At 54.6% G+C, this 25,632-nt stretch carries 16 protein-coding genes and 1 tRNA gene; 11 read left to right on the top strand and 6 right to left on the bottom strand.

Annotation, left to right across the window (positions count from 1 at the left end; all coding sequences use genetic code 11):
* Positions 1-134: 134 nt before the first annotated feature.
* The 6 genes from FJD38_RS16505 to FJD38_RS16530 all read left to right on the top strand — a co-directional run bounded on the left by FJD38_RS16505 (position 135) and on the right by FJD38_RS16530 (position 13,130).
* Positions 135-536, top strand: coding sequence for a hypothetical protein (locus FJD38_RS16505; protein ID WP_122782367.1), 402 nt, complete (start codon positions 135-137; stop codon positions 534-536).
* 228 nt (positions 537-764) lie between these two features.
* The gene (locus FJD38_RS16510; protein ID WP_146386329.1) at positions 765-10,430 is read left to right on the top strand and encodes a putative adhesin; all 9,666 of its coding nucleotides are present in this window, start codon (positions 765-767) and stop codon (positions 10,428-10,430) included.
* 154 nt (positions 10,431-10,584) lie between these two features.
* Positions 10,585-10,926, top strand: a complete 342-nt coding sequence (locus FJD38_RS16515) for a hypothetical protein (RefSeq protein ID WP_122782308.1) — start codon at positions 10,585-10,587, stop codon at positions 10,924-10,926.
* 53 nt (positions 10,927-10,979) lie between these two features.
* Positions 10,980-11,534, top strand: coding sequence for a UPF0149 family protein (locus FJD38_RS16520; protein ID WP_146386331.1), 555 nt, complete (start codon positions 10,980-10,982; stop codon positions 11,532-11,534).
* The gene (locus tag FJD38_RS16525) at positions 11,535-12,215 is read left to right on the top strand and encodes a GNAT family N-acetyltransferase (protein WP_146386333.1); all 681 of its coding nucleotides are present in this window, start codon (positions 11,535-11,537) and stop codon (positions 12,213-12,215) included.
* A gap of 66 nt (positions 12,216-12,281) precedes the next feature.
* Entirely contained in the window at positions 12,282-13,130 is an 849-nt protein-coding gene (locus tag FJD38_RS16530) for a CAP domain-containing protein (protein ID WP_146386335.1), read from the top strand.
* Between the two features lie 85 nt (positions 13,131-13,215).
* On the opposite strand, the gene mqo is transcribed toward FJD38_RS16530, so the two are convergent.
* Positions 13,216-14,862: a malate dehydrogenase (quinone) gene (gene mqo / locus FJD38_RS16535; protein WP_146386337.1), complete on the bottom strand. Its 1,647-nt coding sequence runs from the start codon at positions 14,860-14,862 to the stop codon at positions 13,216-13,218.
* A 376-nt stretch (positions 14,863-15,238) separates the two neighbouring features.
* Between mqo and FJD38_RS16540 the strand changes: the two genes are divergently transcribed.
* Both FJD38_RS16540 and FJD38_RS16545 read left to right on the top strand, forming a co-directional pair.
* Positions 15,239-15,598, top strand: coding sequence for a hypothetical protein (locus FJD38_RS16540; protein WP_122782304.1), 360 nt, complete (start codon positions 15,239-15,241; stop codon positions 15,596-15,598).
* Positions 15,599-15,781, top strand: coding sequence for a DUF1289 domain-containing protein (locus FJD38_RS16545; protein WP_122782303.1), 183 nt, complete (start codon positions 15,599-15,601; stop codon positions 15,779-15,781).
* Here the strand turns inward: FJD38_RS16545 and yghX are convergent.
* Positions 15,778-16,662: a YghX family hydrolase gene (gene yghX, locus FJD38_RS16550; RefSeq protein WP_146386339.1), complete on the bottom strand. Its 885-nt coding sequence runs from the start codon at positions 16,660-16,662 to the stop codon at positions 15,778-15,780. The two genes, FJD38_RS16545 and yghX, sit on opposite strands and share 4 nt — an antisense overlap.
* A 65-nt stretch (positions 16,663-16,727) precedes the next feature.
* The gene (locus FJD38_RS16555; protein WP_146386341.1) at positions 16,728-18,920 is read right to left on the bottom strand and encodes a response regulator; all 2,193 of its coding nucleotides are present in this window, start codon (positions 18,918-18,920) and stop codon (positions 16,728-16,730) included.
* Positions 18,921-19,111: 191 nt separating this feature from the next.
* On the opposite strand from FJD38_RS16555, the gene FJD38_RS16560 reads away from it, so the two are divergent.
* Entirely contained in the window at positions 19,112-19,579 is a 468-nt protein-coding gene (locus FJD38_RS16560; RefSeq protein ID WP_146386343.1) for an FAD/FMN-containing dehydrogenase, read from the top strand.
* A 43-nt stretch (positions 19,580-19,622) separates the two neighbouring features.
* On the opposite strand, the gene FJD38_RS16565 is transcribed toward FJD38_RS16560, so the two are convergent.
* From FJD38_RS16565 to FJD38_RS16575, 3 genes are all read right to left on the bottom strand, one after another.
* A complete protein-coding gene (locus FJD38_RS16565; protein WP_122782300.1) occupies positions 19,623-20,312 on the bottom strand; it encodes an HAD-IA family hydrolase in 690 nt (229 codons plus the stop codon).
* A gap of 179 nt (positions 20,313-20,491) precedes the next feature.
* Positions 20,492-20,567, bottom strand: a tRNA-Asn gene (locus FJD38_RS16570).
* A 65-nt stretch (positions 20,568-20,632) separates the two neighbouring features.
* On the bottom strand, positions 20,633-21,829 hold the full coding sequence (locus FJD38_RS16575; protein WP_122782299.1) for an amino acid aminotransferase: 1,197 nt from the start codon (positions 21,827-21,829) through the stop codon (positions 20,633-20,635).
* A gap of 335 nt (positions 21,830-22,164) precedes the next feature.
* Between FJD38_RS16575 and uvrB the strand changes: the two genes are divergently transcribed.
* Positions 22,165-24,180 (top strand): excinuclease ABC subunit UvrB, encoded by a 2,016-nt coding sequence (gene uvrB, locus FJD38_RS16580; RefSeq protein ID WP_122782298.1) that lies wholly within the window; start codon positions 22,165-22,167, stop codon positions 24,178-24,180.
* 213 nt (positions 24,181-24,393) lie between these two features.
* A complete protein-coding gene (locus FJD38_RS16585) occupies positions 24,394-25,545 on the top strand; it encodes an MFS transporter (protein ID WP_146386345.1) in 1,152 nt (383 codons plus the stop codon).
* The last annotated feature ends 87 nt before the right edge of the window (positions 25,546-25,632 follow it).

The following is a 25,632-nucleotide window of genomic DNA, read 5'->3' on the forward strand; positions in this document are numbered from 1 at the left end:
CGATTGTACTGCTTGCTCGCGCAAACGCACATAAAAGTCTTAACAGGCTTGAACACGCTCATCGGACATTGGCGTACCTGCGTCCCCAACAATAGGGCCTGTATGATCCGGCAATTATCGCTATGCTCATGGCCATGAGCCCATCCCCTGCGATTCGCCAGCCTTGCCCGCCCGGAGCCTGCATCTGCGAACGCGAGCGCCTGACGGACGCGTCTGACCCCGACCTGCGCATTTTGAGCCTCGATCGCCGGGCTGAAAAAGTGCTGATTGACCGATTGGAAAACATTCAAAGCCTCAGCGATCTGGAGCACATGCAGCGACGCATGCGCGATCAGTTAGGCATAGAAGTGGTCATCGAGCCGGGTTTCAATGAAGTACGCACCATGCGTGGCATCGCCATCAACGTGGCCGAACAGCCGGGGCTGTGCCGTAAAACCCGTCAAGCCATCCCCGCAGCCATCCGCAGGGCGCTGGAGAAACGCCCCGAGATCGCCTGGAAACTGCTCGACGGTCACGACCTGCTGCGCGATACCTGAAGGCTCCCCCTCATTCCTGCATGAACCTGTCTCAACTTCGTGTTGCGCCGGCCAACAGGTTCAGTACTTGCGTGAACAATCAGTCGTTGATGATGTTCCGAGCACCCGCTTTAAAAACCACTGATCATATTTGTTCAAATATGTACTAGACAGCTCACTTCAGTAAGAGAAATACCCTACATTTAAAACTACCTATTCATTCAGTCTCCACTGATCAGGTCGTTTTCGATGGAAAAGCTTGCGCTCGAAAAACCTGTCGACAGCCACGCACAGCCGGTCACTGCGCCAATGGCTGATTCAGCGAGGCAGAATATTCAGGGCGGCCCAGAACCTTTACATCTTCTAACGCGTAACCACACAGCCTCATCTGACCTGACCGCACCCGTGGCGATGATAGGGCAGCCGATGATCCAGGCCATGCTGGAGCACGTCGGTCAAACCCTGCTCGACTGGTGCTGGAAAGCGTTTGAACAACGCTACGCAGATCAGCTCACAAACCTGCAAATCGCTCGTGCCCTTTCCAGCCAGTTGCTGGATCCGCAGCTATCTCTCACCGCCAAATGCACAGCCCTGCTCAACGTGCTCGAAAACAGCTCGTTCATCGGCGCCACAATCAGGCCCTATCTCGACGTTGCCCGCCATCTCAAAACCATTCTCAGTGGGCTACAACAACCAGGCTCGGGCGTCATCAAACGTGGCATCGATACCCTGAGCAACCTGGTGGCGTTGCTTGATCTACCGGCAGCCCAACAGATGGCGGGAAAAGACACGCTTTCGCCTGTCCGCGATCTGTTAATCGGCGCTCTGGGCTGGGCCCAGACGTTACAACGTTTGAGCAATGCGTCCTGGGACTCCCCTCAAGCTTTCGCCGACAGCCTGCTGCAAAGCGGCGCCCTGCCCCCGTGGGTCACAGAGATCGTCGAGCAAGGGCAGAGGCTGTACGAAACCCTGAGCCGTCAGCTCACCGCGATTAAACACAAGGGGGAACAGCTTCAACGCCTGCGCGGGCTTCTTGATCAATTCAATCAAGCCACTGGCACTCAAGCCAAGTTTGCCGCGCTGCTCACACTGCTGCTCGACGAACAGATGCTGGGGCTGATCGAGCAATACGCCCCTGCGGCTATGGGGGATTCGCTGAAAGTCTACTCCCTGCTCAAACATGCCATCCAAGACGGCGGTGAGCAGGACACCACTGGCCTGCGCACCACCCTGCTCAGCATGGAGCACATCACCAGCCAGCCTTTTATCGACCGACTGGGCAGCGAGGCCGGCGCCGTCGGCCAAATGATGGCCGAGCCTCTGCGCAATGTACGCGCTGCACTTAGGGGGTCAGCCAGTCAAGAAGCGGCGTTCAACCTGCTGTTGGGCTTGAGCGACCCGAAAAAAACCTGGACGGATTTCGTCCTGGAAAGCTCTCGAGAAATATTGCTCCTGCCACAGGTCCAAGACCTCGGGGCTTCGTTTGCCAGCCGTTTCGCATGGCAAGCCCAAGCTATCAGGGCGCTCTACGCCGTACTGGACGACACCTTTTGGGCGCACTACAAAACGGCCGCCTGGGCTGAATTACCTGCACTGATCAGCGACACCGCGTTGCGTGATACGCAAAACCAACAATCACAACTGGCTCTCGCGCTGGCCGCCGCCAGCGGCATACCCGGCGAACACATACAGACGGTGTTCACAGAAGTGTCCAAGGTCTGTCGCTCATGGGGCAATGACTCATGGGCTGAGTTTTTACCCAAGGTGACGGGGTCAATTGAAAATCTGCTCGCCGTACTGGTTAAACATGGCCAGTTGCTGCCGACCTATGTGCAAACGCTGCTCGACATAGGCTTATGGGCCGCCAAGGGTATTTCTCGGCTACTCATGCTGCACGCCGTGTGGAAAGCAAAAGCAGACGACGAAGTCCTGGGTGAAGCAACCCTGGCACTGATACGCAAGGCGATCGAGGAATATGCCGGGGACAACGCCGCCTGGGCGTTTGATAAAGCGGTGATCTGGCTGCCCATGTTGCCCCCTTTGTACAAGGTGCTGGGCAATCTGGAGCCGATAAAAGAAGGCCAGCGCGTGCAATGGCTGGCGAACGTGCTAATGCGCCTGTACAGCCTCCCCGAGGCACAGACCAACAAGGACGTTATCTGGGTACGCGAACAGATTGAGGCCAAGGCAGAGCAATGGTTGGGGAACATTCCGGCGGCCTTGCTGGGCAACGCCATCGTGGAAGAGATCCAGTCGAAACCCGGATTTGACCTCACCCCGATGTTCACCCGGGCCGTTCAGTTACAAGGCTTGGCGTCTTATATGGCTGATTGCTTTGACAGCCTTACGAACACCCTGCAAGGCGTGGATGTCATGAGCGGCATACAAGCCGCCCTGAATCCTGCAGGGGTGCAAATATCCGGTCGCCAGCGTCCAGCATATTTACGAGACCTGACAACTTTTTATGCCGTACTGCCCGATAGTTATCCTCAACAGCCAATCAGCACTACAACGCAGAACATCGCACCAAAATTATGGGGAACGGGAGCAGGAGCAACCTTTTTAGGCGGCATTCTATTTACTTACTTTGCCTATAAAAATTTCCGCAAGGGCAATCAAACGCCGCCCCAAACGGAAGTTGAAATGGACAGCCTTATGGGTGGGGCTAATAACGTTCAAAATGTGGAAAACTCAGAATCGATTGCGACAGAAGAACAGCGTCTCAATGAGAGTCCATATAAACCGACGTCTGTTTTACTGAAACAAAAAAGTTCCCACTGGAAGAAAACAGGCGCACTGACGGCCATGGCCAGCTTGATGTTTGGCGCCAGTGCTTACTCGCTATGGAAAACTCAGAGCGCGCTTGCAGATAACACCGTGCGCGAAAAAATTAATAGACTTGAAGCACTGGAAGTTAAAGCTCGCGAGGACTTTTATGCGGGTAACACGCACACGTTATCGGACGATTTGACTCAGTTCCTTGAAACCCTGTCCACCTTTGAAAGCTTCGATGATGTCACCGTTCCACCGACAACTAATGCAGCACCCGAGATGGCATCTAACATGCCAAGGCCACCGCACAAGGCATACCAACAGCAGAGTGCTCAGAACGCTTTACCCGACCCGGCAGCTTATAACGACTCACTCAAGACATCAGCCAGAGTACGCCGGAGCACACCAGAAGGTCTGAACCCAGCACTCGGCATCGATAATGTACTGCCGCTGATGAAAGAGGCCCAGCTCCTTATCCAAACAATAATAGCGCGTACAGCCGAAGGCAAAACCCAACACGATCTGGCTTACCTGTACGGACGGTTCGGCGAGGTCAAGCTACAACTCAACGCACTGCGCGACTTCACTTCACAACTGACTCCCGACAGCAGTGGACAGCTGCTTACTAATCGCGAAGTATACGCCTACTACTTGCTTGCTGAAATGAAATCCTATTATTCAGAAGAGGACTATCAACTGTGGGGTAGATTTGCGCCCTATAGCAACATCGTATTTAACTATCAGAACACGCAGGGGCAATCACGAACAGCTTCAGCCCCATTGATAGACTTTCTGAATGGAAATATCCAAACCAAACTGGCGACACTAGGGGCCAATGGCTCATACACTTTCTCGGCAGAGCACGAGGACACTGCGGCGGCTCAACAACTGCGCTCGGGAACAGCCCATTACATTCCTGGAAACTGGACAAAAACACAAGAACTACAAATAGGGCGCTTCCAATCTCACGCGGGCGTTCCCGTTAGGATGCCCAGCATGACTGATGAAGTGACAGTGAGAACTCATCCGAAAAACCCCATGGAGCAATCTACAGGTACTGTCCGGGTAACTAAATTGACGCTCGACGATTACTTTACGCAAAAGTTCGCAAACGCTGAGTATGCTGACCCTTACGAAACTGAGGAAGTTATTTGGCCCCAGCACTATACCCCTCTCATGAAAGCATTGCTCAATGCACCCGGCTTCGCCCATAACTATACCGCGGGCCAACGGGCAATCGCGGAATTAAATGAACGACTGGAACAACTGAGAGCGCAGAAAATTGAAGCGTACGACAAGAAAATCAAAACGTACTCCGGTGATGACGTATTAAATAACAGTGAATTAATTACGCAATATAGTTGGCAAGATCTTATATTCGAAAACAATGGAACACCCATTGGGTTCACTGAAAGCGACGTTATTAATCGCGCCATTGCCAGCGTCGAGGCACGAATCGTCCACTATCAACAACAACGCGATCTACTTTCCAACGCCCCTGATTGGCAGCAAGATTATCAATCAGAAATAGAAAAACTCATAAAGACACTGAGCGCACTTCATCAAAAACAGGGCGACAGCGAACGCATTGAAGCCGAAAGCCTAAACGGTGAAGCGCTGTTTGACAAAGAGGTCGAAGACTTTGCCGCTGAATTGTGGACACAAAAAACATACCAAAACCCTCTTAAAGATCACCCACAGCTCAGTCAATTAACACCTCAATCGCTTCTCAGTGTTGCCCTCACACAAGGTTCTCAAATAAATCACATCTCTATGCCCTTTAAACGAATACTCGCTGGGGAACACTTACGTTGGGGCGCATCAGTCAATTCCTCCACCGTCGAGTGGCCCAGTGGCCTTATGGCCAATGACACGCTATTGAATAAGCTGATCAATGAGTGCACACGGTATCGTAAGTCCCTCGAGAGAGGACTCGAAACCGAAAATGCTTCCAAACGTATTAATATCCCAACGATCGACACCGCATTGCAGCAAGGCCTTGATAAGATCAAGGCCCAACAGTCACCTGCATTGAAAAAACAGGGCCCCATTAATTTAAGTGACACGGTGAATGTCAGATTCTATCCACTACCGAAATATTTTATAAGCAACGTCGAAGTGCTAACTGACGTGCTAATGAGCGACTCTTTGGTGAACCCTGATTTCAGGCCCGATCCCGCGCTGATCGTTAACCAGACATACACACTTAAACAAGTGATGGGCAAGGCGCCTGAAGCTAAGTACAGCGGAATGTGGGATTACAATACAATGCAAGTCGATACGGAAGGCAAATACCCCAAAGAATTCATCAAGGCACTACGAGAAATAGACTGGCAACGTAAGCTCGAGGCCGATGTCGATAAACTTCGCAACAACCAGCAATTAAAGGATGATTGGCGATTGGTTTTTAGCCCACTCATCTCTAAAAAAATTAACGCGACTGCGGGGAGTCGGGTCAATACGATCCAACTTAATAGTGTAGGCGTGCCGGGCGTCTATAAAATTGTCCACCCAAATAGAAGTATTGAACTTCATTCGATCTTCAACCCAACGGTCTGGAAATTTGACACTTCTCGAGATTTAATTAGGGCGCTGGATACCCTAGACAATAGTACCGAAAACAGCACAGAAAACAGCACCGGCAATAGTACCCCTACTCATTCAACCTCGCAGACACGGCCTGATACCGCCCAGCAAAATCACAAATTTTATACATGGCTAAATGAACACCAGGAAGATTATTATGTAGAAAAAAATACCGGCCGGAATTATATAACTAGCGTGAACCCCAGAGAAACGGAAAATGCCGATCGCGTGGCTGACCTTGCATTCGATCATCTCATGTCCAGTCTGTATAGCAATATCGACACGTGGTTAAAATCAGATTCTGAATTATACGCCCACCGTGCATTTGAATTCTTCGAAAAAATCGCTGCGCCATTGATCGGAGTATTAACCTACCCTATTACCGGCCCTATGACATTCCTCATAGCGGCAGGGCTTGCAGCAGTTCCCTTCGGCGAATTGGCAATCGCTGATACAAAAGAAGAGTTTAGAGAAACTGCCATCAACGCCGCTATCAACGCCGCGTTTGAACTAGGGACGGGAGTGGTGGCGGGCGGGTTGTCGAAAATTCCCGTGCAAAAAATCATAAAGGTAGCCACTTCGAAAAAAATCAAACCTCCAGTACCCGGAAAATCTGGTCTGCCAACGCCCGCTGCGCCTCTGCGCCTTGAACCCTATCGTCATTCAGCCGTAGGCAAAATTAACAATATTGAAGCGGGCACAGAGCACTACCTCACCAAGCTCAAAGAAAACAATACTATTCTCAATGGCATCGATCAACCAGACGGAAAATGCGCTAATTTGCTCAGTATTGTAGGCCCTCGAATCAGCCAAGCAGACATTGGCATGACGGATATCAAGTACAGAGGCTTACTTATTTGGAACAATGCGATGGAAATAATTCCCAGCAATCATTTCGTCGTGCTGGGAACTAAAAATGGAGAACGATACGTTTTCGACCTATCGGCTGCTCAATTCCACAACAAAGGTATGCCCGATCTCGACGGCCCGCTGATTCTCAAAGAGGCTGACTGGGTGCAAAAATACTCAAATGCCACCACCCGAAAGTTAATAAAATATAAAGACTTTAATGCGCCAGACAGTGCCACAAACTCATTCAGAAGCATGCCGGGTTTATTTTCCCCCAGTGACGTGATAGAGGATGGGGTCCTGCTCACTATGCCTCAATGGTACAAAACCCTTACCCACTGGAATCCAAACAGCAACTCACAACCTTTGAGTCAACTCGTTTATGGCAGTAATGCCGTGAGCGATGCGGCTCAAGCACTTAATGCAAGCACCAGTTCCAATGCCCGCTGGGACTATGCGATTGATGTACTGCGCGACGCTGATGTGCTCACTGCCACTCAGGCGCGAAAACTGACTGAAGGTTTAATAGAGGCTTCCAATAACAGAGGGTTAGGGAATTCCGGACGCATAGATAATCTGCTGTCAGACATCCGCACTGTAAATACAGCAGAGGGGCTTTTGCGTATCAAAAAAGGTGAGTTAGTGGTGTTTATGCAGGCTAACTCCGGTGCGCCCGCCGCAGAACTTCAACCTGTACATATCGTAACGTGCTTGGGCAACGGGCGGTTCGCCGGCGCGCAAAACAGCATAATCGACCCGGCACTAGGAGATCAAAAAGGCATTATAAATGCAGAACAATTCGGGGCCATTGGTTCGGCTGGTTTAACCCGCGCAGGGAGTGCACCCGGCGCACCAACGTTAGAGATCAAGGCAGGATTTCCAATGGGTTATAGATCACCTTATGCACCATCGCTTACAGAAGCGGCAGCTACCGCTGCTCGAATTGTCGACACAGATATATCAAGCGCGCAATACGTTAGCCGAACGCTTGAACTGTCAGGCGATCTGGCTTACGAGCAAGGGCAGGCGTTCAAAAATGCAGCCGCCGATTTAGCGAACCCATCCATTCAAGGCAGTAGAATAACCCTCGATAAAATAATGAATAACCCGCAAAAACTGACGAGCTTACAGGCATTAAAATCCGTTCCAAAAGGCTATATTATGGCTGCAACTTCGAGCGACTCCTACGCCAGCCACCTAATGCTAAGTCTCGGAAATGAAAAGTTCGCCACCTCTGGCCTGAGCACGCTGAGCCCTGATTTACCCCATGCAAACACTATCGTAACAGCTGAGCAACTCTACAGGTCGATGCAAGAAGGGAAGCTGGGCGGACTGGATTTACAATCGGGGGCCGTCAATTTGAATAATTTTAGAGCTGAGGCATTGCGAGTCGGCACTGCCCCTTCCTCACCATCAAAAAATCCTGCACAGTCCCCCTTCTCATCGAACTCAATTGCGCGGACCACAATTGTAAAGTTTCTGTTTAATAACCGTGAATACCAAATAGCCGTGACACAGTTGAATAACAATACAACGCTTTATTCAGTGGTTAATGATCCGGGAGTTGCAGTTTCTGTCAGCAGCCACGCTGAGTACACACCCAGGAGCCCTACCATGAAGGCTCCGACAGACATGAGCCTGGCGTTTCTGAGTCCACATAACAGGGCACTTCAAAATACTGGCGGCACCGGATTTTTTAATGTTCAAAGTGGCATGAACCCTCACTCAATTGTCTCCGATGGAGGGCGCACGGTTGTTTTCAGTCCTTATAAAGCGTCCGATTCTGCGCTGAAACCCCTCGTTCCACATACCCATAACACTTTCTTGTATGACGCTACGGGCTCAACGAAACCGGGTGAAATTATGGATTACTCCTTGAGCCATTTCCCTCAAGAAAAGCCTCAAGACATTATGGCCAATATTGCCTTGAATCGGGAACTCTTGTTACTGAATACCCCTAATATCAAAAAGACTGACTATCTCACCGTTGACCCATCGTCTAAACCCGTTTTGTTTTCGAGTGTCATTACAGAACTGCGGCAGTTACCCGTACCACCGCAAACAGTAACGGCTGTATTTTGTAGATCTCGTCGCCCCTCAACCACCTATTCGTACAACCCTATGGGTCAGAACAGTGGTGCTTCGTACGTCCTTAAAGGCCATCAAAATACGTACGACATAACGGGGTCGGAACCTAAATTGGTATCTCGAGTTTTAGTCACCTTGTCTCGGGTGGACACGTCTTTAAGCATCGATGAATCGAACCGCAACCGCGCCGCACAACAAGCGGCTAATGAGCGAGACACTACAATCATCGCCGGGCCCTTGATAAAGGATATATGGCAGAAAAAAGACATGTGGTTAAATGGCCTTGCTTTTTCTCAATTTGAGGCTCTGGATGATTCCGGAAGCATGCAGTTGGCCGACACTGCCTCAAACTTCATGACCCTCACTGCTAAAGACCCTATTGCCGCGGACCGCTGGTCACTTGAATGGTCAATTAATACCGGGCCACCCCAGGACCGCAAGGGCCGTAAGGTACATTCCACAATGGAGGGTGTGCTGGACAACCTAGGTGCAATACTGACCGCCCTCACTGCGGGCAATTGCACCTATAAGATTTCCACAGGTAACCAGAACCGGATCCTTGCTACAGGCTCAATCATCGATAAGGCATCTCTGGTATGGACGGGGAATTTGCAATATGGGGTTCTTAACTTGGGCATCCCTTCTGAGAATGGGATTTATGATCATAAGCTGCGTTCTTTAAAAGGTGAGAAGCTGATAGATTATTTCGGCATGTACATGTCTGCAAAAAACTTTGCTACCGGATACAATCCCACAGCGTTGGACATCGTGCACTTTCTGCTTAAATATCATGCCATCAAACACCCTGAGGGTTTAAAGTCCCCCGTCAGCCGCAGAAAAATAGAGGCGAAATTTTATGAGCTGTCCATAAGTCAACCGATCGCTGAAGTACTCGCCTACATGCTGACGGCCAATGAGAGCAGTATCACCATTGCTCCCGGCTCATCTCCCTTCTCCGGCAAAGAAATTTCAATCTTTTTGCGCACCCTGACGGAGAGTGTATTCAACACATTGAAGTTCGTCGTTAACGATGATGGCTTGCACCGCTTATCCATGGCAGGCCGTTTTGAATCAGACAAAAACAGATTGATAAACACATGCAACGTACGCCCGGAACTGGCTGCATGGTTAATAGCTATCCGCTATATGGATGCAGATATTGACAACATTCTTGGCCGAGTGAAGCTTGGCTACAAAGCCACTACCATTATCGACAATAAAGCCAAGCATTTTGATGAGATAGGAATGATCATTGCCGCAACAGATGCAAACGGTGGTGTCACCACACTCACACGTGACAACCGCGCCAAGGTAAGCCTGTACAATGGCGACGTTCTTGTTTTTGAAAAAATCTATGAAATACCACCCCGCTTTCGCGGCTCCATGATGTCACGTTACATCGCCAATGCAATCAACGTAGACATGAACAAGATAGAGTTTAACAACGCCGCTCTACGCCCATCGAGCATCGTTGCCGGTCAGTTCAAGACATATGATATCAACGGGGGCAAAAAAGTTTACGGAGTTGTTCCAAGCTATGAGCCAGCAATTTATATCTATAGCGATCTCAACCAAATAAATCCGGGCAACGATTTCAGAGTGCAGGTGGTTTTCTTGTAACGCCGCAGGCAGGCGGATGATCTGCAGTCAGCTACTCCATGCCCTCTCCCTCGGCAATTTTATCGACGAAGCCAGCACCCGTTTTCAACAATGTCTTGTCTTGCGCCCAATAATTCTTTATAAGCCCGGTTTTCAAACCAAATAGAGTCAACACATGAGTACCGGATTCACCGAGGACGAAATGCGCAGAGCACTGGGCCTTGATCTACCTGCTGCGGCCCCTTCTGCACCTGCCCCTGTCCCGGCTGCCCCACCTGCACCCACCGTCGAGACACCTGTCATCGCCAAAGCCGCACCTCGTGCACCGGTAAAACGCCGCGGCCCTGTGCTGCGCGTCAGTATGCAGGTCAGTAAAGTGTTCGACGGCGAAGAAACCCTGTTCGTGCACGACTCCAAATTGTTAAGCCGCTTTGATGCCGAGCAGGAAGCCAAAAAGGCGCTGGCCAAAGCCGGTTATAAATACTTTGTGGTCGACTCTATCGTTCAGGTTGACTGATCGACGCCCACCCGACTCTGCTTTTATGACAGGCAGCGCCAAGGAAACCGCCCATGCAAAATCTCCCCCTGAACGCCGCTGAATTCGACCTCATCGACGAAACCCTGCTCAAATACGGCGACGACAATTCTGTGCTCAACGCGTGTGAGCTTGACGGCTACTTCACCGCGTTGGTTTCAAGCCCGACACAGTTGGACATTGCCCAATGGTTCCCGGGAATCTGGGGTGGACAGAACCCAGACTGGCAAACCACAGACGATGCCAAGCAACTGATTGAGTTGAGCGTGCGCCATATCAACACTCTGGCCCGCCAGTTGGCTGAACACCGCAGTGCCTTTACCCCGCGTTTTGAACAAACCGAGCATTTGGGGCAAACCGTCACACTCGCTGAAGAATGGTGCTTCGGCTACTTGCGTGGTGTCGCGGTGGCCAACTGGTCACCCCTGCCCGCAGAACAGGCGGCACTGTTGCAAGCCATCAGCGACTGCGCCGAGCAGGACAATTTTGAATTGCCGCATGACTTGGATGTGGCCGCTCACCAGCAACGGGTTGCAGCCCTGGCACCGGCTGCACTGGCGCTGCACAGCTTTTGGATGAGCCAGCGCTAAATGAGCACCCTTACCCACTTCAATACGCCACCGGGCGAGGCGATCAACAGTCAGATCCTGCAACTGGTGGTCGATCACCTCACCGACATCAGTGCGATGGAAATTGCGCCGAGCAATCTGCTCTACAGCATCTACCAATATGCCATCGGCTTTGAAGTGCATCTGTATCTGCAAGCGCTCGGCGGGGCCAAGGGCATCGCGGTCGAGCTGATTGTCGCCACCGACGAACACGACCCCGACACCGTGACCGGCTTTGCCCTGTACTTACCGGTCAAGGACGATCCACACGCCTGCGGCATTGCCTACATGGCCGAGCGCGCCAGCCACCGACACCTGGGTGTCCTTCAGGCACTGGTCAACGACGTCGTGCGCCGTTACCCGCACACTGAACTGACGTGTAGCGTAAGCAAAGTCGGCGCTTTCGAAGCCATGGGTTTTCAAGTCATCGGCAGTCGCGGCCCGCAAGTATTGATGAACACCCTCGACCACAGCAGCGACGGCTTGATGGGCGTCCTCGATGTCGCGCCGATCTACAGTTCGACCGAAGTGCGGCAGATTCATACGTACCTGCTGCAACGCAACGGCAAAAAAGCCATGCTCGATGCCGAAAAGAAACGTGATCGGCAAATTGATCAGCTGACCGCCAAGGCCAAAGCCTTTGTGGCCGAGCGTCAAGGCTAAAAAGCCCTTGCCCCTGCCAGGGTGAAATAACGCATGATAGGCGCCTTGCTTCAAAAGGACTCTTTTATGCGTTATACCCCCCTGACTGGCCTTTGCGTCTTGACCCTGACGCTGGCGTTTGCCGCTCCAGCAATGGCCAGTGAAGAATCGCAACTCATCTCATCGATCAACGCCTGGCGCAGCCAGAGCCAACCGTGCGCAGGCCAGTCTTCGCAAGAACTGCCGCCACTGACGGCGGACACACGCCTGATATTGCCCGTAACGGGCTTTGGTAATTTGCAGGACGCTCTCAAGCAAGCCGCCTATCCGATGGTCAGCGTGCAGGCCATTAGCCTGTCCGGCCCGCGTGATGCGCAAGCCGCGATGAAGGCTGTTCAAGAAAGCTTCTGCCGCGTCGTGCTCGACCCGCAATTTGTCGATATTGGCATCAGCCACGATCAACGAGACTGGCGCATCGTACTGGCTCGCCCTCTGCTCGCCCACGGTTTAGGCGACGCACAGGCTGAGGGCCAGAAAGTGCTTGAACAGATCAACAGCGCCCGCAATCAACCCCGTCAATGCGGCACTCAGGCTTTTGTTGCCACGACGCCATTGACCTGGAACGCTACATTGGCAACCGCCGCCGAGACCCATACACGGGATATGGCCAATAACAATTACTTTGATCACAAAGACCGCGAGAATCACACGCCGGGCGATCGTGCCGAGCTGGCCGGTTACAGTGGCCAACAGATCGGTGAGAACATCGCCGCCGGTCAAGACACCGCGCGCAAGGTCGTTGATGGCTGGCTGGCCAGCCCCGGTCATTGCGCCAATGTGATGAACCCGCAGTTTCGCGAGCTGGGCGCGGCCTATGCGCTAGACCCAAAAAGTGACGCAGGGATTTACTGGACGGCCTTGTTCGGCACCCAGTGAATCAAGGGGAGGTAATGCGAGGCGTTAAAGCGAGGTCATACGCTAAAAGCAGCCCCACCCGACAGCGTCAGGTGGGGCTGTTTTTTTACAGCGCCATGTCGGCCGCTGGATTGCTTGGTGCAGGCGCGGCCTGCTCAGCAGGTGCTTCTTGGGCAGCCGTTGCAGCCGGGATAACCGGCGGCGGAGTCAGTTGCAGAACGTCGGCGGTGTACGCCCACTCCTGTGCAACACGCTCAGGCGAACCGTTCAGCTTGGTGCCGTAGCTCGGTACGATCTGGTGCAGCTTGGCTTGCCACTCGGGCGTCGCCACCTTGTCCTTGAACACGGTTTCGAGCACGGTCAGCATGATTGGCGCAGCGGTAGAGGCACCTGGCGATGCGCCCAACAGGCCGGCAATGCTGCCGTCCTTGGCGCTGACGATTTCGGTGCCCAGTTTCAGCACGCCGCCCTTCTCTTCGTCACGCTTGATGATCTGCACGCGCTGACCGGCTTGCCACAGGCGCCAGTCTTCAGTCTTGGCGTTCGGGAAGTACTCTTTCAGTGCATTGAAACGGTCTTCGTCCGACAGCATCAACTGACCGGCCAGGTATTCAACCAGCGGGTATTGTTCGATACCGACTTTGGTCATTGGCCAAATGTTGTGAGTCGTGGTGCTGGTCAGCAGGTCGAAGTACGAACCTTGTTTCAGGAACTTGGTCGAGAACGTTGCGAACGGGCCAAACAGGATCACGCGCTTGCCATCGAGCACACGGGTGTCCAGGTGCGGAACCGACATCGGCGGCGCGCCAACCGACGCTTTACCGTAGGCCTTGGCCAAATGCTGCTCGGCAATGGTCGGGTTATCGGTCACCAGGAACGAGCCGCCTACCGGGAAGCCTGCGTACTCCTTGGCTTCAGGAATGCCGGACTTTTGCAGCAAGTGCAAAGCACCACCGCCTGCGCCGATAAATACAAACTTGGCGTCAGTGGCAGTTTCAGTGCCGTCTTTCAGGTTTTTGTACACTACATGCCAAGTGCCGTCTTCGTTACGCGTGATGTCTTGGACTTCACTCGACAACTTGAGCGAGAAGTTAGGCTGGGCTTGCAGGTGAGCGGCAAACTGACGGGTAATCTCGCCGAAGTTCACGTCAGTGCCGATCGGCGACCAGGTGGCCGCCACTTTCTGGTTCGGGTCACGCCCTTCCATCATCAGCGGAACCCACTTCTTGATCTGAACCGGGTCTTCGGAGTACTGCATGCCCGCGAACAACGGGCTGGCTTGCAGTGCCTCATAACGCTTCTTGAGGAACTTGATGTTGTCATCGCCCCACACAAAGCTCATGTGCGGCGTGGAATTGATAAACGAGCGCGGGTTTTTCAGCACGCCGTTTTTGACCTGCCAAGACCAGAACTGGCGAGAAATCTGAAAGGCTTCATTGATCTCAATGGCCTTCGGAATTTCAACATTGCCGTTCTTGTCTTCCGGGGTGTAGTTCAGCTCGGCCAGTGCCGAGTGACCCGTACCCGCGTTATTCCAGCCATTGGAGCTTTCCAGGGCAACGCCATCGAGACGTTCAATCATCTCCATGGACAGACCCGGTTCCAGCTCATTAAGCCAGACCCCAAGGGTGGAACTCATGATGCCACCGCCGATCAGCAAGACATCAACGTGTTTGGTTTCGGCAGCGTGCACGGAGCTAAGCCCCATGCTCAGCGCCAAGCCCAGTAGCCCCTTATTCATTTTTTTTAACATGTTGTCATACCTAAGATAAAACGCCGCCTGCCCGATACCCTGGGCAGACATAAGAGGCCCCTACACACTCCGGGCCTCGCTTTTATGTACCTTGGGCGCTGATCTCTTATTGGTTTTGGCTTCAGCTACTTGGGTGACATTTATGCTGTGGATCACGCAATTCCATTGCGCTGCAGCCACGCTCAACTCCCTGCCGAGCACGTGCGCGAGCCTTGAAATCCAAGGCGCCCAGCGCAAGGCCGCGACATATTACCTCAGGTGGGACTTTTGACGAAAACGCAATTACACCAAGGTCGTGATTAACCGCGGGCAACGCTTGTCGTCGAGCATATGGGTATAATCGCGGCTTTGCCCCGCCCGCCAACAGGATTCACCCATGTCTTTAAGTACCCGTAATCAGGCCCAAATTGAACGACGCCTGGTTAAATCCCTGACCGAAGCCTGCGAAAAGGCCAAAGGGCAAATCAACGGCTTTGTCTGGCTGACCCACGTGGTCGACTACGCCGCCTTCCCTGCCAGCCTCAAAATCGTATGGGTGTTCGACACTCAGGTCAGCAAAGACTTCGCCCTGGCGGATGGGGAAGCCAGTTATATGGCCGAACTGACTGAAAAAGCACTGAAGAATGCGCAAGTCAACGTGCGCAAGGCCGCCGCCCACGTGTACTTCGATTCCGAAGAAGAATGCCAGCGGGCCTGTGGCGGCGACTGGCCCAAACGCCTGTCGCATAAACGCTGAATGGCCAAGGACATCGAAAACCCGTGTATCGCCGTGTGCCAGCTAAGCGGCGACCTGTGCATCAGTTGCGGGCGCAACAAAGAAGACATCCGTAAATGGAAGCGCATGAAGCGGCCTGAAAAAATGGCCGCCGTGCAACGCGCGACGGCTCGTCTTAAAAGCCTTCAGAAAAAGAACGCTTAAGACAGGTATTTGCCAAACCAGCTGAGCGTCCTGTCCCAGGCCAGCGTCGCCGCGGCCTCGTCGTAGCGAGGTGTGGAATCGTTGTGAAAGCCATGATTCACGCCAGGGTAAATATAAGCCTCGTACGTGACATTATTGGCTTTCAAGGCTTGCTCATAAGCTGGCCAACCTTCATTGATGCGTGTATCCAGCTCAGCCAGATGCACCATGACGGGCGCCTTGATGCGGCTCACATCGCCAGCGTCGGGTTGGCGACCATAAAAGGAAACAGCCGCGCCCAGTTCGGGATAAGCCACCGCCGCCGCATTCGCCACTCCGCCGCCATAACAAAAACCGGTAATCCCGACTTTTCCGGTGCTAGCCTCATGCTGCATCGACCATTCAATGGCCGCAAAAAAATCGTTCATCAGCTTTTGCGGGTCGACGGTTTGTTGCAGGGCGACGCCCTCCTCATCATTGCCCGGATACCCACCCACGGACGACAGGCCATCAGGAGCCAGCGCCATATAGCCCTGTTTGGCCAAACGCCGCGCCACGTCTTCGATATAAGGATTAAGGCCGCGGTTCTCATGCACCACCACCACCGCCGGCACCTTACCCTTGGCGTTCGCCGGTCGAACCAGATAACCGCGAACCTGACCATGCCCTTTGGGTGAGGGATAGGTGATGTACTCGGCCACGATATCCGGATCAGTGATCGCGACTTGCTCAGCCAGGGCATAGTTGGGGCTAAGCGCACCCAACACCGACAAGGCACTGACCCCGGCCGTGAACACCGCTGCCCGGTCCAGAAATTCGCGCCGGCTGATGCGCCCGTGAGCGTAGTAGTCGTATAGCTCCAGCAATTGCGGAGCAAAGTCTTTCGCAGTTAGACGTGGCATCGGGGCAGATCCTCTGACAGCAGATGGTGCCCCTTGTATACCTGAAAACGAAACGTGCTGTCGCCTCAGTCCTTGCCCAGCACCCGGGCAAGGACCCGCGCCAATTGATCCGCAGAGTAGGGTTTGGCCAGAAACTCAAACGCAGAATATCCGTCCTCAGCCAGCTCTTCACTGTAACCGGAGGCCAGAATCACCGGCAGTTGCGCGCGGCGCCGACGCAACTCCCCGGCCAACGCCACTCCGGTCATGCCGGGCATGACCACGTCTGAAAATACCGCATCGAAGGCCATCGCCTCTGGCCCAATCATCAATAATGCCTCTTCGGCATTGGCAGCCCAGGCGGTTTCGTAGCCCAGGTCCTGGAGGATTTGATTGGCAAAACCGCCCACTTCCAGGTTGTCTTCCACCACCAGTACCCGGTATTGGCCCTGCGCGGCTGTTAGCGAAGCGGCTTCATGCACATCGCCCGGAGTGGGAATGATCGCTTCAACCTCCACTTGCGGCAGGTACAAGGTGAAGACCGAGCCTTGCCCGATCACGCTCGACACATCCACATCGCCACCCGACTGCTTGGCAAACCCGAACACTTGGGACAAGCCCAGCCCGGTGCCTTTTCCCACTTCCTTGGTGGTAAAAAAGGGCTCAAAGATATGTTCAAGGGTACGCGCCGAAATACCTGCCCCCGTGTCATGCAATGACACCGCAATAAACTTTCCACTGGAACCGGCATGCCCGCGGATAGAGGGCAGTGCTAGCCCCTGCTCAAGGCGCAAGACCAATTGGCCATGCCCCTCCATAGCATCGCGGGCGTTCAGGGCAATATTGACCAATGCCGTTTCAAACTGGCTGGAATCCGCCTTGATATGGCAGGGCTGGCCCGGCAGCTCGACATTGACTTGTATGCGTGCGCCGGTCAGCGCATCGAGCATTTCGCCGATGGAGCGGATGCGCTCTCCCACATTGAAGACCTGCGGGTTTAACGGTTGGCGCCGGGAGAAGGCCAGCAGTTGGCTGGTCAGCTTGCTGGCCCGATCCACGGTGTCCGAGACGGCATTCATATAGCGCGCCTGACGCGTAGCGGACAGGTTGGGCGTACGCAGAAAGTCCACCGACGCCCGAATGATAGTCAGCAGGTTATTGAAGTCGTGAGCCACGCCGCCGGTGAGCTGGCCGATGGCTTCGAGCTTTTGCGACTGGCGCAGCGCGGCCTCGGTATGCAACAGACGCGCACTGCGCTCCTCCACCCGTTGCTCCAGTGTGGTATTGAGCAGCTCCAGCTCAGCCAGACCGTCGCGCACTGCTGAATCGGCCCGCGCCCTTTCGATATGCGCCCATGACAGCTCGGTCACCTCGCTCAGTAACCCCAGCTCAAAGGGTGTCCATAACCGCGGTGTTTGATCATGAACAGCCATCAAGGCGGTCAAACGCCCACCTTTGATCAAAGGCAGGCAAATCGTGGCCGCAATGCCCATCCCTGCGAAAGTGGCAGCGGCCTGCGGCAAAAGATCCTTCGCCCGGTCATTAATGACCAAAGGTTGACCCGCACGCAGCCGACTGACCGCCATCTCGCCAAAGTCGCTTAAACGGTAAGCCCCCACAATGCTGGGCGTGCCTGGGACGGTCCAGTTGTCACGGATGAAAAACGCATCTTCGTCGGGCTCCATATCGGCGTAGGCGCAATGCGTCACCTTCAAGTACTCAGCCGTCAAACGCATGGTGGCGGCCAATATGCCTTCAGGCTCGGTGAGGTTGACGACCGCGGTGGCAATGGCATCGAGTACCGCCAGACGCTGGCTTAACAGAACAGTGGTGGTCGTTTCAGTGACCGTGTCCAACATGCCCACTACGTTGCCGTTGGGATCACGGATCGGGCTGTAGCAAAAGGTGAAATAGGCAGGCTCTGGCACTTGAGTGCGCTGAATCACCAGTGGGAAGTTCTCGATATAGGTGGCATGCCCGGCAAAGGCCGCATCGGCGATGGGCCTGATTTCATCCCAGACCTCTTCCCAGACATCACTGAATGGCCGCCCCAGCGCTTCAGGCTTGTCGCCCAGAATGGGCAAGAAGCCATCGTTATAAATCGTGATTAGCTCAGGGCCCCAGACAATTGACTTGGGAAAGTGCGAGTCGAGCATCAATAAAACCGTGGTTTTCAACACATCCGGCCAAGCGTGCAAAGGGCCGAGCGAAGTACTCGCCCAATCATGGCTTCTGATTTTGTCAGCCATCAAACCTTCACACCGAAGCCAATTGGCCATTTCACACGCACCTTGTTTGTCACAACTTGTTAAAAGGCTGAATCAATATTAGAGCAGGCCGCAACACTCTGCTAAAACACTGCCTGCGATACGACTGCTAAAACCTGCGCACGTTCGTCTGCAAGGCTGTTAAGTCCCACATCCCCACCTGCAGACATCCCTGCCCCCCCTCACTGAAGAAGACCCTGACGATGAGAATTGCCACTTTATTGCTATTAAGCCTGCTCACCCTGACGGCTCAGGCGGCCAACATCGGCGATCGCTTGGCACCCTGGACGCTCAGCGACCAGCACGACCAGCCCTACACACTGGATACCCAAGCCCGCGTTCTGCTGGTGGCGCGCAACATGGACGGTTCCAAACTGGTCAAGGCTGCCCTGCAAGATCAACCCAAAGATTACCTGGAGTCACGTCACGTCGTGTTTTTGGCCGACATTCAGCGCATGCCTTCTCTGATCGGCAAACTCATCGCCATCCCGGCCATGCGTGACTACAACTACCGGGTTGTACTCGACCGTGACGGCAAGATCGCCGCGCAATACCCCGGTGCCGAAGACAACGTACTGTGGTTGCAACTCGACAACGGGGTTGTAACAGCGCAAAAAGAATTTACCAACGCTGACGAGTTGCGTGAAGCACTGGCCAAGCTTCCCCGGTAAACACCCGCAGTCGCTGACCAAGGCTGCGACTGCAGGTCGAGGCTCAACGCAGTGGCGGTAAACCGTGTGCCGCCAGATCAAAGTCTTCCAGTTTGCGGATAATCTGATCCGCGTGGTGGTACTTGCTGTCCGCCATGGCTTCATCCGGCACAGCAATCGCCCTCATGTTGGCTGCCTTGGCGGCGGTCACACCGAAGGGCGAATCCTCAAATACCAGGCAATCTTCGGGCGCTACATCAAGGCGGCGGGCAGCGGTCAGGAAAATATCCGGCGCGGGCTTCGCGGCCCCCACTTCGGGGTCGTCAGCCGTGACGATGGCGTCAAACAACCCGAACCACTCGCCATGCAGGGTGGTTTTCTGCTCAAAGGAATGGGCCGATGAACTGGTGCCAACGGCAATCGGGATGTGATGCGCCTTCAAATGCCGCACCAGTGCTTCAGCCCCCGGCATCGACTGCGCCAAGGGAAAACGCGCTTTGAGCAAAGGCTCACGTACCGTCAGGAACTCTTGCGCCGTGATCGGCAGCTCCAGCGCCTTGACCAGAAACTGGGCCAGATCCAGTGCACCGCGCCCGATGATGTGCTGTTTGACACCCCAGTCGTAGGTGCGGCCATAACGCTCGGCGATTATCTGCGTCACCTCGGTGTAAATCCCCTCGGTGTCCAGCAGCAACCCGTCCATATCGAAAATCACCGCCTTGATCGGGCGAACAACCGTACGCGCAGCATTCATCACAACAGATCCATTGAGGTCGCTCAGCCAAAGCCGGTGACGTGGATGACAAAAAAGGATTCAGCACAATACCGGCCCAGCCCTTTCAAGAGCAAGGCGTTGCCCATGATGATCAGTGATGCAGCGCTCAAATCGCGGGCAAAAAAAAAGCCGCTATTGCTAGCGGCTTTTTTAACGTCTGGCTCCACGACCTGGACTCGAACCAGGGACCCAATGATTAACAGTCATTTGCTCTACCAACTGAGCTATCGCGGAATGGCGTCTATCTTACTGATCTAAAAAGAGAAGTCAACACTTCGAATGACTTCTCTTTGCAGTTTTCAGATCACCTGAACAATGGCGTCGGTAACCGCTTCAATGTTGCGTTGATTCAACGAAGCCACGCAGATGCGACCTGTGTCCAGCGCGTAAATACCAAACTCGCTGCGCAGGCGCGCCACTTGTTCAACGGTCAGGCCCGAGTACGAGAACATGCCGCGCTGGCGGGCAACGAAGCTGAAATCATGCTCAGGGGCTTTCTTGGCCAACAGCTCAACCATCTGCAAGCGCATGCCGCGAATGCGCAAGCGCATTTCAGCCAGCTCGGCCTCCCACTGGGCACGCAGCTCAGGGCTGTTGAGCACGGCTGCCACAATGCTTGCACCGTGGGTCGGCGGGTTGGAGTAGTTGGTGCGGATCACACGTTTGACCTGGGACAGAACGCGTGCGCTCTCTTCTTTGGATTCGGTGATGATCGACAGTGCGCCCACACGCTCGCCGTATAGCGAGAACGATTTGGAGAACGAACTGGAGACAAAAAAGCTCAGGCCCGACTCAGCGAACAGGCGCACCGCCGCGGCGTCTTCATCAATACCGTCGCCAAAGCCTTGGTAGGCCATGTCAAGGAACGGCACCAGCCCTTTGGCCTTGACCACATCCAGCACGTTCTGCCAGTCAGCCGGGGTCAGGTCAACGCCGGTCGGGTTGTGGCAGCAAGCGTGCAGCACCACGATGGAACCGGCTGGCAAGGCATTGAGGTCTTCAAGCATGCCGACACGGTTGACGTCATGGCTGGCCGCATCGTAGTAACGGTAGTTTTGTACTGCGAAGCCCGCCGTTTCAAACAGGGCACGGTGGTTTTCCCAGCTTGGGTCGCTGATGGCAACCACAGCGTTTGGCTGCAATTGCTTGAGGAAGTCCGCACCGATTTTCAGCGCGCCCGTTCCGCCAACGGCTTGCGTGGTAATCACTCGGCCAGCCGCCAACAAAGGGGACTGCGCACCGAACAGCAACGTCTGAACAGCTTGGTCGTAGGCAGCGATGCCATCGATTGGCAAGTAGCCGCGCGAGGCGTGCTGAGCAACCCGGATCGTTTCGGCTTCGACAACGGCACGCAAGAGTGGAATTCGTCCCTCCTCGTTGCAATAAACACCGACCCCCAGATTGACTTTACTGGTACGAGTATCGGCGTTAAATGCTTCGTTGAGGCCCAGGATAGGATCGCGTGGTGCCATTTCGACAGCGGAGAACAGGCTCATTATTACGGCGGCTCTGAATGGAGTATGGAGGGGGTGACAACGCTCCAGCCGATTGCACTAGAGCGGTGCACAAACGGGGAGCAAGTATAAGGCCGATCGCGAATCGGGCAACAGACTAATGTCGGTTTTTACCCAAGTATTTCAATTTATTGACAGGCCACTGGTCTAATTGCATTTCTCGGCCAACGTGGGGTGTCAGACGCTTGCCTTGAAACAATCAGCCATAGGCTCCATATAAAGCCGTATCCTGTTTTTTCCTGCGGCGTGCGTCGTATGCAGTCTTTCGCGTTTCTCTGCGGTCAATGCATGTAGAGAGGCGAACCCAGAGGTCAGATATGTCCGATTTTCAACTCGTTACCCGCTTTGAGCCCGCAGGCGATCAGCCCGAAGCCATCCGCCAATTGATCGAGGGCATTGAAGCCGGTCTGTCGCACCAGACCCTGCTCGGTGTAACGGGCTCGGGCAAGACCTTCAGCATCGCCAACGTGATTGCCCATGTGAACCGGCCCACGCTGGTGCTGGCGCCAAACAAGACGCTGGCCGCGCAGTTGTATGGCGAATTCAAAGCGTTTTTCCCGAACAACGCGGTGGAGTACTTCGTTTCGTATTACGACTACTACCAGCCCGAAGCCTATGTGCCCTCCTCGGATACCTTTATCGAGAAGGATGCGTCGATCAACGACCATATCGAGCAGATGCGTCTGTCCGCGACCAAGGCACTGCTGGAGCGCAAAGACGCCATCATTGTCACCACCGTGTCGTGCATCTATGGCTTGGGCAGCCCGGAAACATATTTGAAAATGGTCTTGCACGTGGATCGCGGCGACAAGCTCGACCAGCGCGAACTGCTGCGCCGTCTGGCTGACCTGCAATACACCCGCAACGACATGGACTTCGCCCGAGCCACCTTCCGCGTGCGCGGTGACGTGATCGACATCTACCCGGCCGAATCCGACCTGGAAGCCGTGCGCATCGAACTGTTCGATGATGAAGTCGAAAGCATCAGCGCCTTTGACCCGCTGACCGGCGAAGTCATCCGCAAAATGCCGCGATTTACCTTCTACCCGAAAAGCCACTACGTGACCCCGCGCGAGACCTTGCTCGATGCGGTAGAAGGCATCAAGCAAGAGCTTCAGGAGCGCCTTGAATACCTGCGCGCCAACAATAAACTGGTGGAAGCCCAGCGCCTGGAACAGCGCACCCGTTTCGATCTGGAAATGATCATGGAGCTGGGTTATTGCAACGGCATTGAAAACTACTCGCGCTACCTCTCGGGTCGCGAATCCGGCGCACCACCGCCCACCCTGTTTGATTACCTGCCGGCTGATGCCCTGCTGGTCATTGATGAATCTCACGTCAGCGTGCCGCAAGTCGGCGCCATGTATAAAGGCGACCGTTCGCGCAAAGAAACTCTAGTGGAATACGGCTTCCGCCTGCCCTCCGCATTGGACAACCGGCCCATGCGCTTTGATGAATGGGAGCGCATCAGCCCGCAAACCATTTTCGTCTCGGCTACACCTGGCAACTATGAGGCCGAACACTCGGGCCGCGTGGTCGAGCAAGTGGTGCGCCCTACGGGTCTGGTCGACCCGCAAATCGAAATCCGCCCGGCGTTGACGCAGGTGGACGATTTGCTCTCCGAGATTGCCAAACGGGTGGCACTGGAAGAACGCGTGCTGGTAACGACGCTGACCAAGCGCATGTCCGAAGACCTCACCGACTACCTGGCCGATCATGGCGTGCGCGTGCGCTATTTGCACTCGGACATCGACACGGTGGAGCGCGTAGAAATCATCCGCGACCTGCGTCTGGGGGTATTTGACGTGCTGGTGGGGATCAACCTGCTGCGTGAAGGCCTGGACATGCCCGAGGTGTCACTGGTGGCGATTCTGGATGCCGACAAAGAAGGCTTCCTTCGTTCGGAGCGCTCATTGATCCAGACCATTGGCCGTGCCGCGCGAAACCTCAACGGTCGGGCGATTCTGTACGCCGACCGTATCACCGGGTCGATGGAACGGGCCATTGGCGAGACGGAGCGACGTCGCGAGAAACAGATCGCCTTCAACCTGGCCAACGGCATCACGCCTAAAGGCGTGTTCAAGGATGTTGCTGACATCATGGAAGGCGCGGTTGTACCCGGATCGCGCAGCAAAAAACGCAAAGGCATGGCCAAGGCCGCCGAAGAAAGCGCCAAGTACGAAAACGAACTGCGCTCGCCCAGCGAGATCAGCAAGCGTATTCGCCAACTGGAAGAAAAAATGTACGCACTGGCCCGCGACCTGGAATTCGAGGCAGCGGCGCAAATGCGTGATGAAATCGGCAAGCTCAGGGAGCGCTTGTTGCAGGTCTGACCTGGGGCGCCCTATCGCAACAGGCTTTATTTATTTTTGCAGAATCGCGAAAACTCTCGTAGCAGTTGACGAGTAGTACGAGGCTACGTTCGACGATGCAATCGTCGCAGGGCCTTTGAGAATGCTTTACGACGGCTTTGCCGCCGATCGCGGCCTCGCACTACTCGTCAGCTCCTACTGGTTTTTGCACACTGTATATCGACAAGGACGCCCATGACCGCCATCAACACCCAGACGCCTGTTGTTCCCGGCCGTCTCGAACAAATGTCCACCCGTATTGCCTTTTTCATTGCCGGTTTTGGCATTGCGGCCTGGGCACCGCTGGTGCCATACGCCAAGGCCCGTGCCGGGCTGGATGAAGCCACGCTGGGGTTGCTGCTGCTGTGCCTGGGTGCCGGTTCCATTCTGGCCATGCCCATCTCCGGCATTCTCGCGACGCGTTACGGCTGTCGCCGCGTATTCAGCGCAGGCACGGTTCTGATTTGTCTGGCCCTGCCGTTGCTGGCCACGGTCAGCTCAGTCCCCTTGTTGATCGCCACCCTGTTTTTGTTTGGCGCAGGTTTGGGCTCAGTTGACTCCACCGTCAACCTGCAAGCGGTCATCGTCGAGCGCGCCAGCGGACGCACGATGATGTCGGGTTTTCATGGCCTGTTCAGTGTCGGCGGGATTGCCGGGGCCGCCGGGGTCAGCGCCCTGCTGGCGCTAGGGTTGACGCCCCTGTGGGCGATTGCAGTGGTGATTGTGCTGATCCTCGCCGCCCTGATCAAAGCGGCACCGCATCTGTTGCCCTATGGCAGTGAAAGCAGCGGCCCGGCCTTCGCCGTCCCGCACGGGGTAGTGCTGTTTATCGGCTTACTGTGCTTTGTGGTGTTTCTGGCAGAAGGCGCGATGCTGGACTGGAGCGCGGTGTTTCTGACCGCCGACAAGCAGATTGATGAGGCTTATGCAGGTCTGGGTTATGCCGCTTTCGCGCTGACCATGACCGCAGGACGGTTGCTGGGCGATACCATCGTCAGCCATCTGGGGGCACGCCGGGTCATTATCGTGGGTGGGTTGTTAGCCGCCGCCGGGTTGATATTGGCAACACTCGCCACAAGCTGGCAGGTTGCGCTGGTCGGTTACGGGCTGGTTGGCATGGGCTGTTCCAACATCGTGCCGGTGTTGTATACCGCCGTGGGCAAACAAACGCTGATGCCCGCAAGCATTGCCGTACCGGCCATTACGACATTGGGCTATGCGGGCATTCTGGCTGGACCTGCGGCCATCGGCTTTATTGCCCATGCCAGCAGTTTGAGCACCGCCTTTTTGTTAATTGCCACACTGCTAGTTGCCGTGGCCATCAGTGGGCGGATTTTGCGGGTATGACGCGCCCAGTAACCGCAGTATTTGGGTATATATCCATTGCTTCGGTAACGGCTACTTAAGGTTGCGCCCTTACGGCGCGTCCCTTTT

The sequence above is a fragment of the Pseudomonas saxonica genome (assembly GCF_007858365.1).
In the GTDB taxonomy this organism is placed as follows: Bacteria; Pseudomonadota; Gammaproteobacteria; order Pseudomonadales; family Pseudomonadaceae; genus Aquipseudomonas; species Aquipseudomonas saxonica.

What these genes read in the sequence shown, in the direction of transcription:
- FJD38_RS16505 (WP_122782367.1), top strand. Translation starts at nt 135, where the DNA reads ATGAGCCCATCCCCTGCGATTCGCCAGCCTTGCCCGCCCGGAGCCTGC.
- FJD38_RS16510 (WP_146386329.1), top strand. Translation starts at nt 765, where the DNA reads ATGGAAAAGCTTGCGCTCGAAAAACCTGTCGACAGCCACGCACAGCCG.
- FJD38_RS16515 (WP_122782308.1), top strand. Translation starts at nt 10,585, where the DNA reads ATGAGTACCGGATTCACCGAGGACGAAATGCGCAGAGCACTGGGCCTT.
- FJD38_RS16520 (WP_146386331.1), top strand. Translation starts at nt 10,980, where the DNA reads ATGCAAAATCTCCCCCTGAACGCCGCTGAATTCGACCTCATCGACGAA.
- FJD38_RS16525 (WP_146386333.1), top strand. Translation starts at nt 11,535, where the DNA reads ATGAGCACCCTTACCCACTTCAATACGCCACCGGGCGAGGCGATCAAC.
- FJD38_RS16530 (WP_146386335.1), top strand. Translation starts at nt 12,282, where the DNA reads ATGCGTTATACCCCCCTGACTGGCCTTTGCGTCTTGACCCTGACGCTG.
- mqo (WP_146386337.1), bottom strand. Translation starts at nt 14,862, where the DNA reads ATGTTAAAAAAAATGAATAAGGGGCTACTGGGCTTGGCGCTGAGCATG.
- FJD38_RS16540 (WP_122782304.1), top strand. Translation starts at nt 15,239, where the DNA reads ATGTCTTTAAGTACCCGTAATCAGGCCCAAATTGAACGACGCCTGGTT.
- FJD38_RS16545 (WP_122782303.1), top strand. Translation starts at nt 15,599, where the DNA reads ATGGCCAAGGACATCGAAAACCCGTGTATCGCCGTGTGCCAGCTAAGC.
- yghX (WP_146386339.1), bottom strand. Translation starts at nt 16,662, where the DNA reads ATGCCACGTCTAACTGCGAAAGACTTTGCTCCGCAATTGCTGGAGCTA.
- FJD38_RS16555 (WP_146386341.1), bottom strand. Translation starts at nt 18,920, where the DNA reads ATGGCCAATTGGCTTCGGTGTGAAGGTTTGATGGCTGACAAAATCAGA.
- FJD38_RS16560 (WP_146386343.1), top strand. Translation starts at nt 19,112, where the DNA reads ATGAGAATTGCCACTTTATTGCTATTAAGCCTGCTCACCCTGACGGCT.
- FJD38_RS16565 (WP_122782300.1), bottom strand. Translation starts at nt 20,312, where the DNA reads ATGAATGCTGCGCGTACGGTTGTTCGCCCGATCAAGGCGGTGATTTTC.
- FJD38_RS16575 (WP_122782299.1), bottom strand. Translation starts at nt 21,829, where the DNA reads ATGAGCCTGTTCTCCGCTGTCGAAATGGCACCACGCGATCCTATCCTG.
- uvrB (WP_122782298.1), top strand. Translation starts at nt 22,165, where the DNA reads ATGTCCGATTTTCAACTCGTTACCCGCTTTGAGCCCGCAGGCGATCAG.
- FJD38_RS16585 (WP_146386345.1), top strand. Translation starts at nt 24,394, where the DNA reads ATGACCGCCATCAACACCCAGACGCCTGTTGTTCCCGGCCGTCTCGAA.